This is a genomic window from Bilifractor sp. HCP3S3_D3, from assembly GCF_052063915.1.
Lineage (GTDB): Bacteria > Bacillota > Clostridia > Lachnospirales > Lachnospiraceae > Bilifractor.
Genome location: NZ_JBQHWP010000028.1, coordinates 1 through 18,771, shown reverse-complemented (window position 1 = coordinate 18,771; position 18,771 = coordinate 1). Strand labels below are relative to the sequence as shown.

General features: G+C 51.6%; 18 protein-coding genes, 1 tRNA gene and 1 other RNA gene. 1 reads left to right on the top strand and 19 read right to left on the bottom strand.

The window, feature by feature from the left end; genetic code table 11:
- Positions 1-30: 30 nt before the first annotated feature.
- The 10 genes from clpX to ACTNDI_RS12875 all read right to left on the bottom strand — a co-directional run bounded on the left by clpX (position 31) and on the right by ACTNDI_RS12875 (position 11,555).
- Entirely contained in the window at positions 31-1,332 is a 1,302-nt protein-coding gene (clpX, locus tag ACTNDI_RS12920) for an ATP-dependent Clp protease ATP-binding subunit ClpX (protein ID WP_441101381.1), read from the bottom strand.
- Positions 1,333-1,428: 96 nt separating this feature from the next.
- Positions 1,429-2,010, bottom strand: a complete 582-nt coding sequence (gene clpP / locus ACTNDI_RS12915) for an ATP-dependent Clp endopeptidase proteolytic subunit ClpP (RefSeq protein ID WP_441101380.1) — start codon at positions 2,008-2,010, stop codon at positions 1,429-1,431.
- 3 nt (positions 2,011-2,013) lie between these two features.
- On the bottom strand, positions 2,014-3,354 hold the full coding sequence (tig, locus tag ACTNDI_RS12910) for a trigger factor (RefSeq protein ID WP_441101379.1): 1,341 nt from the start codon (positions 3,352-3,354) through the stop codon (positions 2,014-2,016).
- A 355-nt stretch (positions 3,355-3,709) separates the two neighbouring features.
- Positions 3,710-5,593, bottom strand: coding sequence for a DUF5711 family protein (locus tag ACTNDI_RS12905; protein WP_441101378.1), 1,884 nt, complete (start codon positions 5,591-5,593; stop codon positions 3,710-3,712).
- 116 nt (positions 5,594-5,709) lie between these two features.
- Positions 5,710-6,648, bottom strand: a complete 939-nt coding sequence (locus tag ACTNDI_RS12900; RefSeq protein WP_441101377.1) for a transketolase family protein — start codon at positions 6,646-6,648, stop codon at positions 5,710-5,712.
- Positions 6,636-7,478 (bottom strand): transketolase, encoded by an 843-nt coding sequence (locus ACTNDI_RS12895; protein ID WP_441101376.1) that lies wholly within the window; start codon positions 7,476-7,478, stop codon positions 6,636-6,638. Before ACTNDI_RS12895 ends, ACTNDI_RS12900 begins: the two co-directional genes overlap by 13 nt.
- 216 nt (positions 7,479-7,694) lie before the next feature.
- On the bottom strand, positions 7,695-8,291 hold the full coding sequence (gene recR / locus ACTNDI_RS12890; RefSeq protein ID WP_441101375.1) for a recombination mediator RecR: 597 nt from the start codon (positions 8,289-8,291) through the stop codon (positions 7,695-7,697).
- Complete coding sequence (locus ACTNDI_RS12885; protein WP_441101374.1) at positions 8,291-8,641, bottom strand: YbaB/EbfC family nucleoid-associated protein; 351 nt, start codon at positions 8,639-8,641, stop codon at positions 8,291-8,293. The genes recR and ACTNDI_RS12885 overlap by 1 nt, the downstream gene beginning before the upstream one ends.
- The gene (dnaX, locus tag ACTNDI_RS12880) at positions 8,634-10,289 is read right to left on the bottom strand and encodes a DNA polymerase III subunit gamma/tau (protein WP_441101373.1); all 1,656 of its coding nucleotides are present in this window, start codon (positions 10,287-10,289) and stop codon (positions 8,634-8,636) included. Before dnaX ends, ACTNDI_RS12885 begins: the two co-directional genes overlap by 8 nt.
- A gap of 186 nt (positions 10,290-10,475) precedes the next feature.
- A complete protein-coding gene (locus ACTNDI_RS12875) occupies positions 10,476-11,555 on the bottom strand; it encodes a 6-phosphofructokinase (RefSeq protein WP_441101372.1) in 1,080 nt (359 codons plus the stop codon).
- 191 nt (positions 11,556-11,746) lie between these two features.
- Between ACTNDI_RS12875 and ffs the strand changes: the two genes are divergently transcribed.
- Positions 11,747-12,010, top strand: an RNA gene (ffs, locus tag ACTNDI_RS12870) — signal recognition particle sRNA large type.
- Between the two features lie 54 nt (positions 12,011-12,064).
- On the opposite strand, the gene ACTNDI_RS12865 is transcribed toward ffs, so the two are convergent.
- From ACTNDI_RS12865 to ACTNDI_RS12825, 9 genes are all read right to left on the bottom strand, one after another.
- Positions 12,065-12,787 (bottom strand): HAD family hydrolase, encoded by a 723-nt coding sequence (locus ACTNDI_RS12865; protein WP_441101371.1) that lies wholly within the window; start codon positions 12,785-12,787, stop codon positions 12,065-12,067.
- 28 nt (positions 12,788-12,815) lie between these two features.
- Positions 12,816-13,073 (bottom strand): kinase, encoded by a 258-nt coding sequence (locus ACTNDI_RS12860; RefSeq protein WP_441101370.1) that lies wholly within the window; start codon positions 13,071-13,073, stop codon positions 12,816-12,818.
- 61 nt (positions 13,074-13,134) lie between these two features.
- The gene (locus ACTNDI_RS12855; RefSeq protein WP_441101369.1) at positions 13,135-13,698 is read right to left on the bottom strand and encodes a DJ-1 family glyoxalase III; all 564 of its coding nucleotides are present in this window, start codon (positions 13,696-13,698) and stop codon (positions 13,135-13,137) included.
- Positions 13,699-13,943: 245 nt separating this feature from the next.
- Positions 13,944-14,744 carry a pyrroline-5-carboxylate reductase gene (proC, locus tag ACTNDI_RS12850; RefSeq protein WP_441101368.1) on the bottom strand — a complete coding sequence of 267 codons (801 nt, stop codon included), beginning with the start codon at positions 14,742-14,744 and terminating at the stop codon, positions 13,944-13,946.
- Positions 14,745-14,845: 101 nt separating this feature from the next.
- Positions 14,846-15,805: a radical SAM protein gene (locus tag ACTNDI_RS12845; RefSeq protein WP_441101367.1), complete on the bottom strand. Its 960-nt coding sequence runs from the start codon at positions 15,803-15,805 to the stop codon at positions 14,846-14,848.
- Positions 15,806-15,929: 124 nt separating this feature from the next.
- Positions 15,930-16,340, bottom strand: a complete 411-nt coding sequence (locus tag ACTNDI_RS12840; protein ID WP_441101366.1) for a cytidine deaminase — start codon at positions 16,338-16,340, stop codon at positions 15,930-15,932.
- Positions 16,341-16,507: 167 nt separating this feature from the next.
- Positions 16,508-16,693 (bottom strand): DUF6472 family protein, encoded by a 186-nt coding sequence (locus ACTNDI_RS12835; protein WP_441101365.1) that lies wholly within the window; start codon positions 16,691-16,693, stop codon positions 16,508-16,510.
- 162 nt (positions 16,694-16,855) lie between these two features.
- Positions 16,856-18,214: a GH1 family beta-glucosidase gene (locus ACTNDI_RS12830; protein ID WP_441101364.1), complete on the bottom strand. Its 1,359-nt coding sequence runs from the start codon at positions 18,212-18,214 to the stop codon at positions 16,856-16,858.
- Between the two features lie 318 nt (positions 18,215-18,532).
- Positions 18,533-18,605, bottom strand: a tRNA-Asn gene (locus tag ACTNDI_RS12825).
- Positions 18,606-18,771 lie beyond the last annotated feature (166 nt).

The window sequence follows — 18,771 nt, the reverse complement described above, 5'->3', positions numbered from 1 at the left end:
TCCATAATGGTACTGCGCGTCTGCAGCGCATCAGGCCGGCCGCATGCGCTTGGAAGAACGTGCATTTTTTGCTTTCATCTGTCTTCTCGGAACGGGCTTTGGCTCGCCGTGAACGATGATCGGGCTGCCTTTTCCCTCTACGGCATCCCTGGTGATCTCACAGGACCGGATGGTATTGTCCGACGGTGTCTCGTACATGACATCCATCATTGTCTTTTCCATGATCGCGCGAAGACCGCGCGCGCCGGTCTTGCGGCGCATAGCCTCCTGCGCCATCGCAGTAAGCGCGTCGTCGTCAAAGGTCAGATCCACCCCGTCCAGCTCAAGCAGCTTGACATACTGCTTTACCAGAGAGTTCTTAGGCTCCTTCAGAATGTGAACCAGGGCATCCTCATCCAATCCATTCAGCGTCACTACAACGGGTACACGTCCGACAAGCTCCGGAATCAGGCCGAACTTCACCAGATCCTCCGGCATCACCTCGTGCAGGATCGCGCCCATATCTTCCTTCTGCCGGACTCCGAGATCCGCGCCGAATCCCAGGCTCTTTGTGTCCTTCCGCGCCTCGATGATCTTCTCCAGTCCCTCGAAGGCTCCTCCGCATATAAAAAGAATATTTGTCGTATCAATCTGAAGGAACTCCTGGTGCGGATGCTTCCTTCCTCCCTGCGGCGGAACATTTGCGACAGTTCCCTCGACGATTTTCAGAAGTGCCTGCTGTACGCCCTCACCGGAAACATCTCTTGTAATAGAAGGATTTTCGGATTTTCTGGTGATCTTGTCGATCTCATCGATGTAGATGATACCGTGCTCCGCGCGCTCAATATCGTAATCCGCGGCCTGAATGAGCTTCAGAAGAATATTCTCCACATCCTCACCCACATACCCGGCCTCTGTCAGCATCGTAGCGTCGGCGATTGCAAAGGGAACATTCAGCATTCTGGCGAGCGTCTGTGCCAGAAGGGTCTTTCCGGAGCCAGTTGGTCCCAGCATCAGGATATTGCTTTTCTGAAGCTCCACATCGCTTTCCTGCTGTGAAAGGATTCTCTTATAGTGGTTGTACACAGCAACAGACAGGACTTTTTTGGCCTCGTCCTGCCCGATTACATAATCATCCAGAAACTCCTTGATCTCCACCGGCTTCATCAGATTAATCTCACTGCCTGCCGGCGAAGGAGTGTGGAACTGCTCATCGATGATTTCCGAGCAGATACCGATGCATTCATCACAGATATATGCCCCGCCCGGACCGGCAATCAGCTTGCGGACCTGATCCTCTGTCTTTCCGCAGAAGGAGCATCTGATCTTCGGTTCATTTCCTTTATTTGCCAAATCTTCTACCTCTTTCTTTTATTTCCCAATATACACATGAAGGGCATCCCGAAATCGGATCAAAATCAACCCATTTCTGAACACCCTCACATGCACTTACCGATTTGTAATTACGTTATCAATCAGACCGTATGCCTTTGCTTCCTCGGCTGTCATATAGTTGTCCAGCTCTGTGTCATGCTGAACCTTTTCCAGCGGCTGTCCCGTATTCTGGGACAGAATCTCATTCATACGTCTCTTTATCTTCAGAATCTGCTCGGCTACGATCTCAATATCCGTTGCCTTGCCCTGAGCGCCGCCTGACGGCTGATGAATCATGATCTCCGCGTTCGGAAGAGCAAGTCTCTTGCCCTTTGTGCCGCCGGCGAGCAGAAATGCCCCCATGCTTGCGGCCATTCCAAGACAAATCGTCGATACATCGCACTTTATGTACTGCATGGTGTCGTAAATCGCCATTCCTGCGGTTACGGAACCACCCGGGCTGTTGATATACAGATGGATGTCCTTTCCCGGATCCTCGGATTCCAGGAACAGCATCTGCGCAACAATCAGGTTTGCAGAAACATCGGAAACCTCTTCCCCAAGAAAAATGATTCTGTCTTTCAGCAGTCTGGAATAGATGTCGTAACTTCTCTCTCCTCTTCCCGTCTGCTCAATAACATATGGAACTAACGGCATGTATTATTCCTCTTCTTTCTTCTCCTCAGCCGGCGCTGCTTCCTCTTCCTTCTTCTCTACCTCAACGGCATTGTCAGCGATCAGATCTGCAGCCTTCTGAACGGCGAGTTCTTTACGGATGCTCTCCTTCTGCTCGTCATCGATGAGCTTGGAAATATCCTCAACCTTCATGTTGTAGGCTTTCGCCATATTCTCAATTTCCTTATTCACATCCTCATCGGTCACTTCGATCTTCTCGGTCTCCGCGATCTTCTCGAGAACCAGTTCATTTCTGATCTGAATCTCTGCCTGAGGCTTTACCTGCGCGCGCATCTGGTTTACATCCGCGCCGGTATACTTCATGTACTGCTCCAGAGACATTCCCTGTGCCTGCAGTCTTCTCGCAAAATTCTGAACCATCTCATCGGCACGGGTGTCAAGCATTGCCTCCGGGATCTCGATGGTGGCATTGGAAGCCGCCTTGGATACTCCATTGTCCTTTCTGGCCTGCTTTGCTTCTTTTTCCTTGCGCTCTGTGATCTGCTTTTTGAGATCTGCCTTGTACTCATCCAGAGTATCAAACTCGGAGTGATCCTGGGCATATTCGTCATTCAGCTCATCCATCTCGGTGCGTACGATCTTCTTGACCGTGCAGGTGAACTCTGCATCCTTGCCCTTCAGCTCTTCTGCGTGGTAATCCTCCGGGAAGGTAACCTTTACTACTCTGGTCTCTCCGGTCTTTACACCAATGAGCTGATCCTCAAATCCCGGAATAAAGGTATTGGAGCCGAGCTTCAGCGTCTGATCCTTTGCTGTGCCGCCGTCAAAAGCAACGCCGTCAACGGTTCCCGCATAATCCAGCGTAAGGACATCATCCTTCGCCGCTTCCTGATCATCCTCAAGGGTAACCTCGCGGGCATTCTTCTTCTGATCCGCCTCGAGTTCCTTCTCCACTTCCTCATCTGTTACGGAAGTATCGGTCTTCGGAACCTCAACACCCTTGTACTCGCCGAGAACAACATCAGGCTTTACCGCTACCTCTGCGGTGAAGATGAAATCCTTGCCCTTCTCGATCTGCGTAACGTCGATCTTCGGCTGTGATACGATATCAAGGCCACTCTCCTTCGCAGCGTCAGCGTATGCGGAAGGAAGGATTGAGTTTGCCGCGTCTTCATAGAAAACTCCCGGGCCATACATCTTTTCGATCATCTGTCTCGGAACTTTTCCCTTGCGGAATCCGGGAATGCTGATATTCTTTTTCTGTTTCTGATATGCATTCTGCATTGCTTTCTCGAATTCCTCAGCGGATACTTCGACGGTGAGCTTTGCCATGCTCTTCTCCAGGTTTTCTACTTTGACGCTCATTCTTGTCAAATCCTCCTTATATGAATAAAAATTCTCTCGGCATTCATAGCTTATTAAAGCATCAGCCCCGACGGCAAACCTTCCGGTATGCCAAAAAGGCTGAATAATAGCGCATTTCCATGGCTACGCAGCCATTTAGTGAGTATATCATAAACAATTTTAAAACGCAAGAATTGCTTGCAAATCCGCAGTGCGCCGTATTGCCTGCAAATCCGCAGTGTGCCGATACCGCTGCTTTAGGCTCCGGCCGATTCCGTTTCCCTCAGTTATTGCTCATGCACACTAATCCGCTTCAGGCGGATCATATCTGTAGACACGAATCTACTTCAGGCGGACCATACCTGTAGACACGAATCTACTTCAGGCGGATCATATCAAGCGAATTTTCCTTCACGACAACGTATCTGTGCTTCCCTATGGAAAAAATTTCCTGCGGAGTACCGCTGTAGCTTCCGTTGAATTTTTCCACACCATACATATTGAAGACGCAGATCTTTGCTCCATTGTATAGACTGATTTCATCTCCGGTAAATTCAACAGAGCGGTAGGCGAAATTAAATTCCCTGTCCAGCAGCTGCCTGCCGGCGGTATTGTAAACGAGGAGATCGAAATCCCCGGAGTCTGCGGCGTTTACAATCATCCCGATTCTGGTGGCGTCGTGAAAAACGCTCTGTATCTTCTGATCAGTGGAAACCGTTGCCGTCTCTTTGATAGAGCTTTCGCCGCCGTACACAGAGAAGCCATCCGACCGGAACGCGACACAAGTCTGGGAATCCAGATATTCCAGCTGCGGTATGATCACATTGCTGTACTGAAAGTCGGCGATCCGGTTGTCCATCTGATTCTGACCGGCACTGCCGAAATTATAGAACCGCACAATGGACTTCTGACCGGAGCTGTCATAGCTCAGATATGACACGGCAATGTTCTGACCGTCGTCGGAGAGTGCTATGTCAAGAGGGAATCCCGGATTGTCCATAGAGGTTTTGATCGTGGCAATCTTCGCGCCCTTTTTATCATAGTATTCCACATAGGCATTGCTGCTGTCCTGCATCAGAGCAGCTACAGCCCCGGTTTCACACACTTTGGCGCGGACAATCGGGAGACTGGTTGACATCGTTCCAATTTCCCCGGACGCGTCACAGACCACAATATTTGTCCCGTCCCTGTCATACACGGCCATGATATCGCCGCACATAGCCACTTCCGGATCGTTCATTGAATAACTGACGTCCCACAGGGCTGTCCCGGACCGGCTGATCAGAGAGGCTCCGTCCGTACTGTACCGCAGAATATTGTCTCCTGCGCTGCAGTAAGAGGCGGACATGGTATCTTCCTGCTTTCTGGAATCCACCACCTCATAGCCCCTGTACTTCCAGTAAACAGTACCGAAGATTGCGCCCAGCGCAGACACGACAACCACTGCCACAATGATAATAACTGCAGCAAGTCCGGCAGGAATCCAGATAACATGTTCCTCCTGCCGCGTATTATCCCCGGCACCGCCCGCTTCCTCTGTTTCATCCGATTCTCCGGAAAGTACAGATTCTTCAGAGAGCCTGCGTGCTTTTTCCTGCTCCGCTATCTTTTTGGTACGGATCCGGATTTTCGGGAAGCGAAAATGAAAATGGAATCCCCTGCTTACGGGTTCTTCCTCTTCATCAAAGAATGCCTCATCTTCTGAAATTGGCTCATCTTCTGGAAGCTGCTCATCTTCTGAAAACGACATATCTCCTGAAATCGGTTCGTCCTCATCAGCAGATCTGTCTTCTCTGCCAGAGCTTTCTGAGCTTTCGCCCGGGGTTTTCCCCCGTCCGTTCTTCTTCAGAATATCCGACGTTTTCTTCTCCGGATCAGCTGCAGGTTTTTCTGTCTGGTTCTCCGGATGATTCCCCTGATTTTCTCCCGGTCGTTCCGGTGCGCTGTTCTCACGAATGTCTGCATTCTTCTCCACGGATCTGTCTGTGGAATTTTCTTCCGGTTCATCCGGAGTTTTCTCTTTCGGAATGTCCGGAGGTTTCTCCGCCGGCCTGCCTGTGGATTTCTCCTCCGGCTTCTCCGGGATTTTCCCTGCCGGTCCTTCCGGGTTTTTCTCTTCCGGTCGTTCCGGAGTTTTCTTCTCCGAAATGTCAGGTGTCTTCTGCGGGCTTTCTTTCGAAACCACATCCGCAGAATTGCTGCCCGGTTGTTTCGGGATTTCCCTCTCTTCTCCGGTTGTATTTTTCACTTCTTCACTCATTCACAGCCTTTCAGCCGTTCTCCGGCCAACAATCTCCGGTCTTCCTTTTCTCAAAGCTACGTGCGGGTACTGCCGGGACAATCTTCCTGCGTGCGCCGGTCAGCTCATCCTCCGCATCAAAGCCACGCGCGGATCTGGCTATATAAACCTTCCCCGTCGAGACGGTACTTGTGGAGAAGCTCCACAGCCGGTCCGGACTCGCCGAATACGTCGTTGACGCCGATCCGAAGCACCGGAACCGGTGCCTTCGCCGAAAGTACCTCGCAGACCGCTCCGCCGAGTCCTCCGATTACAGAGTGTTCCTCCACGGTGACAACCCGCCCGGTCTTCTTCGCGGACGCAAGGATAAGTTCTTCATCCAGCGGCTTGATCGTGTGGATGTTGATCACTTCTGCGTCGATGCCATCCGCCGCAAGCTTCTGTGCGGCCTCAAGCGCCGACTGCACTTCCAGTCCTGTCGCAATGATGGTCACATCCTTTCCCTCACGAAGGGTGATGCCTTTTCCGATTTCAAACCGGTAGTCCGGTCTGTCATTGATCACCGGAACCGCCAGACGTCCGAACCGCAGATATACCGGTCCCTTGTACGCATATGCTGCCTCGACGGCCGCCCGTGCCTCGATGTCGTCCGACGGAACGATGACGGTCATCCCCGGGATCACGCGCATCAGCGCGATATCCTCCAGGCACTGGTGGGACGCTCCGTCTTCTCCGACGGAGATTCCCGCGTGCGTCGCGCCGATCTTTACATTCAGGTGGGGATAGCCGATGGAGTTTCTGACCTGCTCGTACGCGCGTCCCGCCGCGAACATGGCAAAGCTGCTTGCGAACGGAACCATTCCCGCAGCGGCAAGTCCCGCCGCAACGGCCATCATGTTGCCCTCGGCAATTCCGCAGTCAATATGGCGCTCCGGGAAAGCCTTCTTAAAAATTCCTGTCTTGGTCGCTCCCGCAAGATCCGCGTCCAGAACCACCAGGTCGTCGTGCTTCTTTCCAAGCTCCACCAGAGCGTTTCCGTAGCTCTCTCGGGTGGCGATTTTCTTTACTTCTGACATAATGCTTCACCTGCTTTCTTCAGTTCTTCCATTGCCTGCGCGTACTCCTCGTCATTCGGTGCCTTGCCGTGCCAGCCGCAGTTGTTCTCCATATAGGAGACACCTTTTCCTTTCACGGTTCTGCAGATGATCGCCGTCGGCATGCCCTTGATCTGTGCTGCCTCGCGGAAAGCAGCGCGGAGCTGATCAAAGTCGTTTCCGTCCGCCACGGAGATGACGTGGAAACGGAAGGACTCAAACTTCCGGTCGAGCGGAAGGGGGGAATTGACCTCCTCCAGGGTCCCGTCGATCTGGAGATTGTTGTAGTCCACAATTACGGTGAGATTGTCCAGCTTCTTGTCGCCCGCGAACATCGCGGCCTCCCAGACCTCACCCTCTTCGCACTCACCATCTCCGAGCAGCGTGTATACATGATAGCTTTCTCCGGACAGCTTCGCGGCGAGCGCCATTCCGCAGGCAACGGAGACACCCTGTCCGAGTGATCCCGTAGACATGTCCACACCGGGAGTGTCGTTCATGTTCGGATGCCCCTGCAGATAGGAGCCCACATGACGGAGGCTGACGAGATCCTCCTTCGGGAAGTAGCCCCTCTCCGCCAGAGCGGAATACAGCCCCGGCGCGCAGTGGCCCTTGGAAAGCACAAAGCGGTCACGATCCGGCTTCTTCGGATCGTGCGGATCAATGTTCTTCAGCTCCTCAAAATACAGATAGGTAAAAATATCCGCCGCTCCGAGAGACCCGCCCGGATGGCCGGATTTCGCGGAATGTACGGCGGTTACGATGTCCTGGCGGACTTCATTTGCAATTTTCTGTAATTCCAGATTTTCCATTTTTACTCCTGTTCCTGTAGAATTGCCTTGGCGCGAAACGCCGTGCAATCCGTAGATTCTACCGTGTACGATACAGTATCATACCTTTTTTTCGTATTTGGTACAGTATCGTACCATTCTTTCCTGTGCGGTACAGTATAGCGCCGTTCTTTCCTGTGCGGTGCAGTATCGTACCGGTTATTACACTGTTGAAAGGGGTATGATTTCAAAGTCTCATCAGAGCTCCGTCCGGCCTTCCAGGGCCCTCAGAAGCGTAACCTCATCGATATATTCCAGGTCGCCCCCGACCGGAACACCGCTTGCGATCCTCGTCGTCCGTATTCCCGTCGGCTTGATCAGCTTGCTGATATACATTGCGGTCGTCTCTCCCTCCAGTGAGGAATTGGTCGCAATGATGACCTCATCAACGTCCCCCTGGAGCCGCTGCATCAGTTCCTTCAGCCGTATGTCCTCCGGACCGATCCCGAGCATCGGGGAAATTGCTCCCTGAAGCACATGGTAAACGCCGGTGTATTTCTGCGTTTTCTCATACGCCGCGAGGTCTCTGGTATTTTCGACCACCATAATCTGCCGGTGGTTGCGGTTCGGATCCGCGCAGATCGGGCAGAGCTCCTGATCGGTCAGATTGCCGCAGATCCTGCAGTAATGTACCTTCTCCTTCGCATTGATGATCGAACCCGACAGCTCCTTCACCTGGTCCTCCGGCATATTGATGATGTAAAACGCGAGCCTCTGCGCGGACTTCGGCCCGATGCCCGGCAGTCTTCCCAGCTGTTCAATCAGCTTTGAAATATTTTCGCTGTAATACGCCATTAAAAGCCAAGACCTCCGAGGCCGCCCATGCCTCCGGTGATGCTTCCCATCTGCTCAGCCTGCGCAGTCTCTACCTGACGCAGGGCCTCGTTCGTCGCAGCGACGATCAGATCTTCCAGCATCTCCACGTCCTCGGGATCAACCGCCTCCGGGTCAATCTCAACCTTTGTTACCTCTCTTTTTCCGGTAACCGTTACCTTGACCGCTCCGCCTCCCGCAGCAGACGTAAACTCTCTGGTCTCCATCTCCTTTGCCTGTTCCTCAAGCTTACGCTGCATCCGCTGTGCCTGCTTCATCAGATTATTCATGTTTCCGGGCATTCCGCCCTGAAATCCGCCTCTCTTACTCATAGGAGCCTCCTTCATAATCGTACGGTTCCTCACCGTCGTCATCGTCTTCCTCTTCGATCGGGATACCCTGGATCTCTGCCTCCAGCATCTCCTCAACCGGGATATCCGTCAGTTTCTTTTCACCGCCTTCATCCGGCGCGACGGCCTCAATTTCAACCTCCCTGCCGGTCAGCTCACGAATGACCGCCTTCAGCTCTTCCCTGCGGGACTCGTCATTTACCTGCGTGCGGCTGATATCATCCTCCATGGACAAATACAGCACGTTGCTGCCGCTGGCACTGTCATATTTGGGAACCGCCTTTTCCAGGTAGGCATGCAGAGGTTCCCGGGTCATTCCCGCGATTTTTTTCCATTCCGCCCGGATCCTTTTCAGATCTTCCGGCGCGGCCCTGACAGCGGCAGGTTTTTCCGGATGTTCCGGGTTTGTCCCTCTCCCAGGCATATTCGCCGCTTCCCCGGCGGAACCGGCGGGAACTGCCTGTACAAATGTCCCGCTTTCCATTTTCTTCTCCAGCTGACGAATCCGGTCCAGCACACCGGACAGATCCGTATCCATCTGCGGCCTGCAGAGCCGGATCAGAGCAGTTTCCGTCAGGATCTGCTTCTGCGCCGCAAAACGAAGCTGATTGCTCAGGTCTGACAATATACGAATGTACCGCATCAGACCGTTGCTGTCAATCATTGTGCTTTCCTCTTTCAGCTGCCTGAGATTCTCCGCGGAAACATCAAGAACATCCTCCAGATCATCGGAATTCTGCACCAGCATCAGGTTTCGCAGATACCATGTGAAGTCTGTCACCAACTGCCCCATCTCCTTGCCGTTGCGGACCATCTCATTGAGAATCCGGATGGCTCCCGAGGCGTCCCCGTCAATAACCCTTCGCAGAAGCCTGCTGAATACCTCTGTGTCGACCGTCCCCAGCACATCGAGAACTTTTTCGTAGGTAAGCTTTTCCCCGAGATAAAAAGCGATGCACTGATCCAGCAGACTCAGGGCGTCCCGCATAGAGCCGTCGGCAGCTTTCGCCACATAGCGGATGGCTTTTTCCTCCGCCTCTACACCCTCCCTTTGCAGAAGCTCCTGCAGTCTGGACACAATCGTGTCGATCGTAATCCGTTGGAAATTATACCTCTGACACCTGGAAAGAATGGTAACCGGGATCTTGTTGACCTCTGTCGTAGCAAGAATAAAAATCACATATTCCGGCGGCTCCTCCAGCGTCTTCAGCAGAGCGTTAAAGGCACCGGTGGAAAGCATGTGCACCTCGTCTATGATATAAACCTTGTATCTGCCCCTTGTTGGCCGGTACTGAACCTCCTCACGGATTTCCCGGATGTTATCCACGCCGTTATTGGAGGCCGCATCGATCTCAATCACATTGCCCGAGGTTCCGTTCAGAATCTCTCTGCAGGTTTCGCACGCATTGCACGGACTTCCGTCCTCCCGCGGGGATTCGCAGTTTACCGCCCTCGCGAGAATTTTTGCGACGGTTGTCTTGCCGGTACCACGTGTTCCGCAGAACAGGTAGGCATGACCAATTCTCCCTGCCTTCAGCTGGTTCTTTAATGTCGTGACGATATGATCCTGACCCTTTACCTCATCGAAGGTAGTCGGCCGGAACTTTCGATACAGAGCAGTATAGCTCATTCAAATACTCCTTAAATACCTGTTGCACACTTCGGTCGAAACGATAAATTGCTCCCGTCGGAGCGGCATCTCTGCCGGCCCGCCAGCGGGAGCATTTTCCTTTTCTATTCTCTGTGATAGTCGGACATCCGTCTCCGAAAAGAATTCCGATTCGCTTCGCGCCGCTGATTTCCGGATTGCCGCGCATCAGTCTCCGAAGGAGATTCCGATCCGCTTCGCGTCGCTGATTTCCTGGCATGCCGGATCAACCGTCTTAAGCTTGCCTGCGACATCTTCAAGCGGTATCTTCTTGATCTTACCGTTGACGAGCGCAACCATATAACCGTACTGTCTTTCAAGGATCAGCTTGGCTGCCTCGGATCCGATTCTTGTCGAAAGAATTCGGTCGTACGCGCAGGGGCTTCCTCCTCTCTGCATATGGCCGGGAACCGTCACCCGGATTTCCATGCCGGTCTCCTTGAAAATATCATCAGCGATTTTATAAGAAATCGACGGGAACTGCTTCGCGATTTCCGCCATTTTCTTCTTGGCTTCCTTCTTTGGAAGAGCGGCGATCTCTTTTGGAATCGCTCCTTCGGCAACCGCAAGAATGGTAAATCCGCTTCCGCGCATCTTCCGCTTGTTGATCGCATCGATGATCTTACTGATGTCATAAGGGATTTCCGGGATCAGAATCACATCCGCGCCGCTGGCAATTCCTGCGTAAAGAGTCAGCCAGCCTACCTTATGCCCCATCACTTCTACAATGAAAACCCTGTTGTGAGAGGATGCCGTCGTATGAATGCAGTCAATCGCGTTTGTCGCGATGTCCACCGCGCTGTAAAAACCGAAGGTCATATCCGTTCCGTAGATGTCGTTATCAATCGTCTTCGGAAGATGAATGATGTTCAAACCTTCTTGACGGAGAAGATTTGCGGTCTTCTGGGTTCCGTTTCCGCCGAGAATCACCAGGCAGTCGAGGCGGAGCTTATAATAGTTCTGCTTCATGGCTTCCACCTTGTCGAGGCCATTCTCATCCGGCTCTCTCATCAGTTTGAACGGCTGACGGGATGTACCGAGAATTGTACCGCCGCGGGTAAGAATACCGGAAAAATCGTGATCCGTCAGCATCCGGTAATCGCCGTAGATGAGGCCCTTGTATCCATTCATAAAACCGTAGACTTCCAGCTCATCCAGATTATTCGCCAGGCCCTTAACTACGCCCCGCATAGTAGCATTCAGAGCCTGACAGTCGCCTCCGCTTGTCAACATACCAATTCTCATCATACTTTTGTCCTTTCCTGAGTGCAATCGACTCGCGTCATGCCTCACCATTTTGCTTCCCTTATTATAAAATAAATCCCTTTCTCACACAAGAATAGTTTCTGTTGGTCTGCAACCGGCAAAGCTACGTGTTGGACTGCAACTGGCAAAGCCCCGTTGACTTTTGAACGCAAAGACGTTATACTTCACCTTATCCGCGCAACCGGGGAAGCAGCGGCTCCCTGTACCTGCAATCCGCTATAGCAGGGGTGATGCTGAACAGAGGCCTTAGTCCTTTCGTGGCTGCCTTCTGTAAGTGACGATGACGTCCGGGTCTTACGCAACGGAAATCTGTGAACCGTGTCAGGGCAGGAATGCAGCAGCACTAAGCAGAACCTTTCGTGTGACGTAGGGTCGCCTGGGCCGAGTTAACTGCAGAAGTAACGCATGTGGGGGACGGATCGACGGGATGCGCGCGGTATTTTTATTTTTCTGCCCGGCATCTGATTCCGGTCGCCAAATTTTCTCCCTCTTTAGATCTGCTTTTTGTCCCGCAGCTGATATCTGTCGCGTATGTAGTCCCGAACGTCCAGCAGAGATGACATTTTCTGAAGATACATGCCGTCGACCGCAGCAGTATTTTTCTGCAGGTCCGGTACCATGATCACCGGTGTTCCCGCTGCAAAGCCGGCCTTCACCCCATTGACAGAATCCTCCAGAACCAGTGTTTCCTCCGGTTTCATTCCGAGCTTCTGACACGAAAGCCGGTAAATGAATGGGTCCGGCTTCGCGGCTCTAACCATGTCACCGCAGATCACGGAACAAAAAACGTTCGGTGTCCGGGTGACCGCCAGGTTCAGGTACGTATGTCCGCTGCTTGATCCGGTGGCAAGCACCATCGGAATTTTTTCATTCGAGAGGAACTGAAGCAATTCAAAGAGACCTGTCTGAACCGGAATTCCCTCGGTCAGCTTTTTTCGTGTCACGATGGCCTTGTATTTTTTCTCAAACTTCTCATACGGAAAATCCATGCCGAATTTTCCATGAAAATACTCGACCCGCAATGCCCGGTTCATACCCATTGTATGAAAAATCTCATCCCCGAGCGGATGTCCGGCGAATTCCGGTCCGACAATGTCCCATGCTTCCCGGATCATCTGCTCCGTCCGATACATAAGACCATCCATGTCAAAAATAACGGCATGCGGCCACGGCCTTCTCTGTATGATTTTTGATTCGATCTCCTTCCAGCTCAACGGATTCTCATCCTCCCCGCTCAGAAAGCTACATGCCCTGACGATTGTCAAAGATCTCCAGTGTCCTGCAGATCTCGTTCTCGTAATCTCCGGTCACTTCTTCCATATGCCCCGCGTGCATAAGGTTGGTCTCCGCCCCGCAGCTGCCGTCATCATTCCGGAATTCCCAGATATGATAGGACAGCCCGCGGTCGATGAAATCAATACTGCCTACACCGTCATCCTCCGCATATGTAAACGGATATTCCTTTTCCCTTAAAAGCTTCTGAATCTTCTCCAGTCTCATGACAATCTGTTATTCTCCCGTCGCGCTGCCGTCTCGTGCTGAAATACCCTCTGTTGACCTGTCACACTACCGTTTCATGCTGAAATACCATCTGTTTCTTCAGCTCTCTCGCACTGTCCTCCCCGTTCAGGATACGCACGAGCTCAAAAGCAAAATCAAAGGCAGCCCCGGGGCCGTGACCGGTGGTGACATTATCGTCCGTAACAACCGGCACATCCTGATATTCTGCTCCGGTCAGAGTGTCTTCCATCCCGGGATATACCGTAGCCTTTCTGCTTTCCAGAAATCCCATCTTTCCGAAGATCGACGGTGCTGCGCAGATCGCCGCGATATGACTGCCGGAGATATACGCGCTGTTCAGTATTTGCGCAAGTTCATGGTTTTCCGCAAGGTTCTTTGTACCTTCGCCTCCGCCGGGGAGAACGTACAGATCACCATCCTCGCACTTTACCTCCTGAATCAGACGGTCCGCCTCAAGATAGATTTTGTGAGAACCTCTGATCCATTTTCTGCCCATAACAGAGACCGTAATCACTTCATTTCCGGCTCTTCTAAGAACATCAACCGGTGTCATGGCCTCGACCTCCTCGAGACCGTCCGCAAGAAATACATATACCTTAGCCATAGTCTTATCCTTTCTGAGTTATTCTTTCTGAATTATTCTTTCTGAATCTTTCCCGTATTCTGACGCCCGTACGCGGAGCACGTTCGCTTGTCGATCTGCCGTCCTCCCACACATAATCCCGGAATCCCGGAGCACATTTGTTTATTGATATCATGTCCTGCCGCACTGTATCCCGGAAACCACAATAATTTTTCATGGTGCGAACCGGACATTGTGCACTCCTGCGTGCGAGACTTCAGATTGGGTCATAATTTTCCTGCCTTGTCAATGCAGGCCAGCGTAGCTTGTATTACAGCACTCCGAAATCCCTTCTCTTCCAGCACACGAACTGCCTCGATCGTCGTCCCACCCGGAGAGCACACCATATCCTTCAGCTCACCCGGATGCTTTCCGGTTTCAAGAACCATCTTCGCACTTCCAAGCAGCGTCTGCGCCGCAAACTCATATGCCTGCCTCCTCGGCATTCCGTCGTGTACGGCAGCATCCGCCAGTGCTTCTATAAAGAGAAAGGCGTAAGCCGGAGAACTTCCGCTCACCCCTGTAACGACATCCATCATATTTTCCTTCACAATCTCACAGCGCCCGAAGCTTTCGAAAATCTCCCGCACAACCTTGAGATCCTCATCGGTCGCAGAACCATCGGGACAGAGCGCTGTCATGCCCTCGCCTACGAGAGCAGGCGTGTTCGGCATGGTTCTCACAATTTTGATCGGTCTTCCGAAAGTCTCCTTCAGCCATTGCAGCGTCTTGCCCGGCGCAAGCGTTACAACAATTGTATCTTCGCGCACGTGATCCGCAATTTCACGGACCACCTCCTCCATGTATACAGGCTTCACCGCAAGGACAAGGACGTCTGAAAATTCCGCGACCTCGATATTATTCTGCGTCGCTGCGATGGAAAACTGTTTTTCCGCTTTTTCTACCGTTTCTCTGCTCTTTGCCGACGCCATGATATTCCCGGCAGGCACAAGCTTCTTCTTCAGAATTCCTCCGATCATCGCGCCTGCCATATTTCCGCAGCCGATAAATCCGATTTTAATGTCCATACTGATTCCTCTTTTCTGTCGCTATTCCGACTTTCCTGTATCCGACCGTTGCAATAGTGATTCAGCAGAATCTCTGCTGCCCGAACCGGTGTTTCTTCATCTCAGACGCCCTCTCCGTCAAATGAAGGAATGAAGCTCTCCTCCGCAGTACCGCCCTCCTGAATAAACGCATTCTCAACGCCAAGCTCCAGCGCATAATCAATAAGCGCGTCGTATTCTCTCCGTGTTACCTTTCTGCTGATCTCCGGATACCTGTCCCGAATCCTCTCAAAAGGCGTGTACTGATTCATCAGGCTGAGCCATACCCTGTCTCCATAGTTTGTCCAGACATATTCTACCACCTTCTTTGAGTTTCGGACATGTCCGGGAAGCAGAAGATTTCTTACGATGATCCCCCTTTTCATCAGACCATCCTCGGAAAAAACAGATTCCGGACACTGTCTGTACATCTCCGCCAGTGATCGGGCCGCCCATTCCGGATAGTCTTCCGCTCCGGAATACTTCTTTGCCAGATCGGCCTCCATATATTTAAAATCTGTCAGATAGATGTCGATGATACCATCCAGAAGCCGCAAAGTCTCGGGATCTTCATATCCTCCGCAGTTGCACACAAACGGAATCTTAAGTCCCATTTTCCGTGCCCTATCTGCCGCAAGGACAATCTGCGGCACATACTGCGTCGGTGTCACCAGGTTGATATTATTGGCCTTCTTGTCCTGGAGCTCCAGAAAGATTTCGGCCAGCCTGTCGACCGTGATTTTCTTCCCCGTCCTCGCGTGCGCAATCTCGTAATTCTGACAATAAACACACTTCAAGGAGCATCCGGAGAAAAAAACTGTCCCCGATCCATTTGCGGTTCCGTTCTCCCTGCTCCCGGAGATACAGGGCTCCTCCCAGAAATGCAGTGCGGCTCTTGTCACATACAAATCGGCGGGCACACCGCAGACTCCCGTTTTTCCGTTCTCCCGTTCCGCCCCGCATCGTCTCGGACAAATCCGGCACGACTTCATGTATTGTGAAAGAAACGCCGATTCCTCATTGATTTTTTTCTGATCACGCATACGCAAATACACTGATACCTCTAATACGCAAATATAATAAACGAATACCTCTAATACGCAAATAAACGGATGCCCGATTTTTCATGCAATCCTGCAGGTGTCGAACTCTTTGTGAATATCGCCTTTACAGAGAATCCGGCCCGAAGCTTTCCGGAAGTAATTCGCCAAGTGAAAAACAACGCATTCCCTTTTCCGTATCCTCGAGTATGATTTTAAACTCCGGCCTGCAGAACTCTCTCATTACCTGGCGACAGATACCGCATGGCGGACAGTAATGAAAGGATTCCGCGGAGTCTTCTCCTCCTGTGATTGCAATCGCAACAAACTCCATCTCTCCTTCGGATATTGCCCTCGCAAAAGCAGCCCGTTCCGCACAGATCCCTGCCCCAAAGGAAGCATTTTCAATATTGCATCCGCGATATATCCGCCCGCTTTTCCCTAGAAGCGCCGCTCCTACCCGGAACTTTGAGTATGGAGCATACGCGTTTCCCCGGGCAAGATAAGCTTCCCTGATCAGATTCTGTTCACCTGTCATTTCTTCTCCTCCGTCTGCGATTAGTGTAACGATATTCTGCACAGTATAGGATCCGATATGGGCATTTCCAACGAGATAAAACACGCTGTGCGAGTTTTATCTCGTTATCGCGACGCTCGCCGCACACGAATACTTCGCATTCGGCTGCGGCTCACTGTTCGCGTAAATCAGAATCCCTGCTTCCTTGCTACTGCGTACTCATCTCCATTGCGATAGTAGGGGCAGTCCGCATGTTCATCCTGCATCAGTCTTGAGAAATCATCCTCGTCCATATTGATATCGCACAGGTACTCCCCAAAGTCTTCATCATAGATAAGATACGCACACGTATCACAGCTTCCCTTCCATCCCATTCTTTTACTCCTCTGATCGCATGATTATCAAACTGCCCGGCCAGATGGCGGACAACAGGCAAAAAACGAGATAAAACACGCTTCGCGAGTTTTATCTCGCTATCGCGACGCTCGCCACACACGAACACTTCGCATTCGGCTGCGGCTCACTGTTCGCGTAAATCAAAGACCGGCTCCATTTGTCCGGATCACATCGCTGTACCAATATGCCGAATCCTTCTTTATCCGCTCCTGCGTATTATAATTCACATAAACAAGTCCAAACCGTTCTGAGTAACCTTGGGCCCATTCAAAATTATCCATCAGTGACCACAGAAAATATCCCCGCAGATCGATCTCATCCGCCGCCCGTTTCAATTCATGCAGATAACGCGTCAGAAAATCTATACGGTTCGGATCATGCACTCTGCCGTCGACTGAAACCACGTCATGACACGACATGCCATTTTCGGTGATGTATATGGGTTTCTGGTATCTCTCATAAAGGAACTTCGGTCCCCAGTACAGACATTCCGGTGTGACCGGCCAGTTTGACGCTGTTCTTGGATACCCGGGGATTCTTTCCACCTCCTCCGGCTTTCCATCGGCTCCCCTACGAAAAGCCCTGCCGTTATAGATATTCTGTCCATAGACGTCGATCGGCTCGGAAATCAGCCTCAAATCTGCGTCTGTAATCCGCGGCAGATATTTCTCATATCTTATGAGACCTTCTTCCGGATAGTGTCCCAGCAGAACAGGGTCTGACCACCATGTCACGTTCCAGGTCCAGTTGGAATCATCATCCTGCAGGGAAAAATATTTTTCTCTTGCTGCCTCAATATCTTCAGTTTTTTCACTCGCCGGATAAATGACTCCGCTTGTCGGCGCATATCCGATAATCAGCGGCTGTTTTGCGTACTGTCGCAGCGCCTGAACCGCGCGTCCATGAGCACGAAGCGCATTATGAGCCATCTCAAAGGTATCGCGCAGCGGACATTTCAGTCCCGGCGCGTGAACTCCATTCAGGTATCCCAGTCCCACAAAGCACTGAGGCTCGTTCAAGGTGAAGAAATGTGTCACTCTGTCGCTGAACCTTTCCGCGATCAGCCGCGCGTAATTTCCAAACCATTCCGCGATGTCCCGGTTCAGCCAGCCGCCCTTTTTATACAGCTCATAGGGCAGTTCCCAATGGAATAAAGTAACATATGGTTCAATGCCATTTCTCAGGAGTTCATCAATCAGATCGCTGTAAAACCGGATGCCCTCCTCATTTACCCGCCCGGTTCCCTCGGGCAGCACACGGGACCAGTCGATCGAAAAACGATATGCCTTCAACCCGATCTCTTTCATGATCTTCACATCCTCGCGAAAGCGATGATAATGATCACAGGCCGTGTCACCCGTGTGGCCATCGAATATTCTTCCCGGTTCCTTCGTAAATACATCCCATACATTCATTCCTTTTCCAGTACCACCGGCGGCGCCTTCAATCTGATACGCACTGGTCGCAGCTCCCCAAACAAAATCCCTCGAAAATCCCATATCTGACTCCTAATATCTGAAATATCATTGATCCATATCCGACATGCATAAGTTCCTGCATCACTTCGCTGGTCTGCAGTTTATACTGTGTACGGCGTAAGCACAATATACCGCATGGATATTCACCCGGCCATAAACTTTATGCCTTCTGATACAAAATTATACATGATTCTGTGCGAAATGTACAAGTATCCACAGCTTATACCATATGTGTGCTCCCGCTTGTGAGGCATGACGATTTACCTTCCCTGTCCGAAACACATACCCCCATATATGACAAAAAAGCCCGTAAATATTGCATTTACGGGCTCTACCAAGCTCCCCCTGGTGGACTCGAACCGCCGACATCATGATTAACAGTCATGCGCTCTACCGACTGAGCTAAGGAGGAATATTTCATTTCCTTAAATTATGAGAAGGTACATACCTTCAAAACTGAACACACGAACTCTTCCCGGGAATCCGTCTCCGGATTCCCTCCTTCCGTTCCAACTTATGCTTCAGGTCAAACCCTCGACCGATTAGTAACAGTCAGCTCCATGCCTTACGGCACTTCC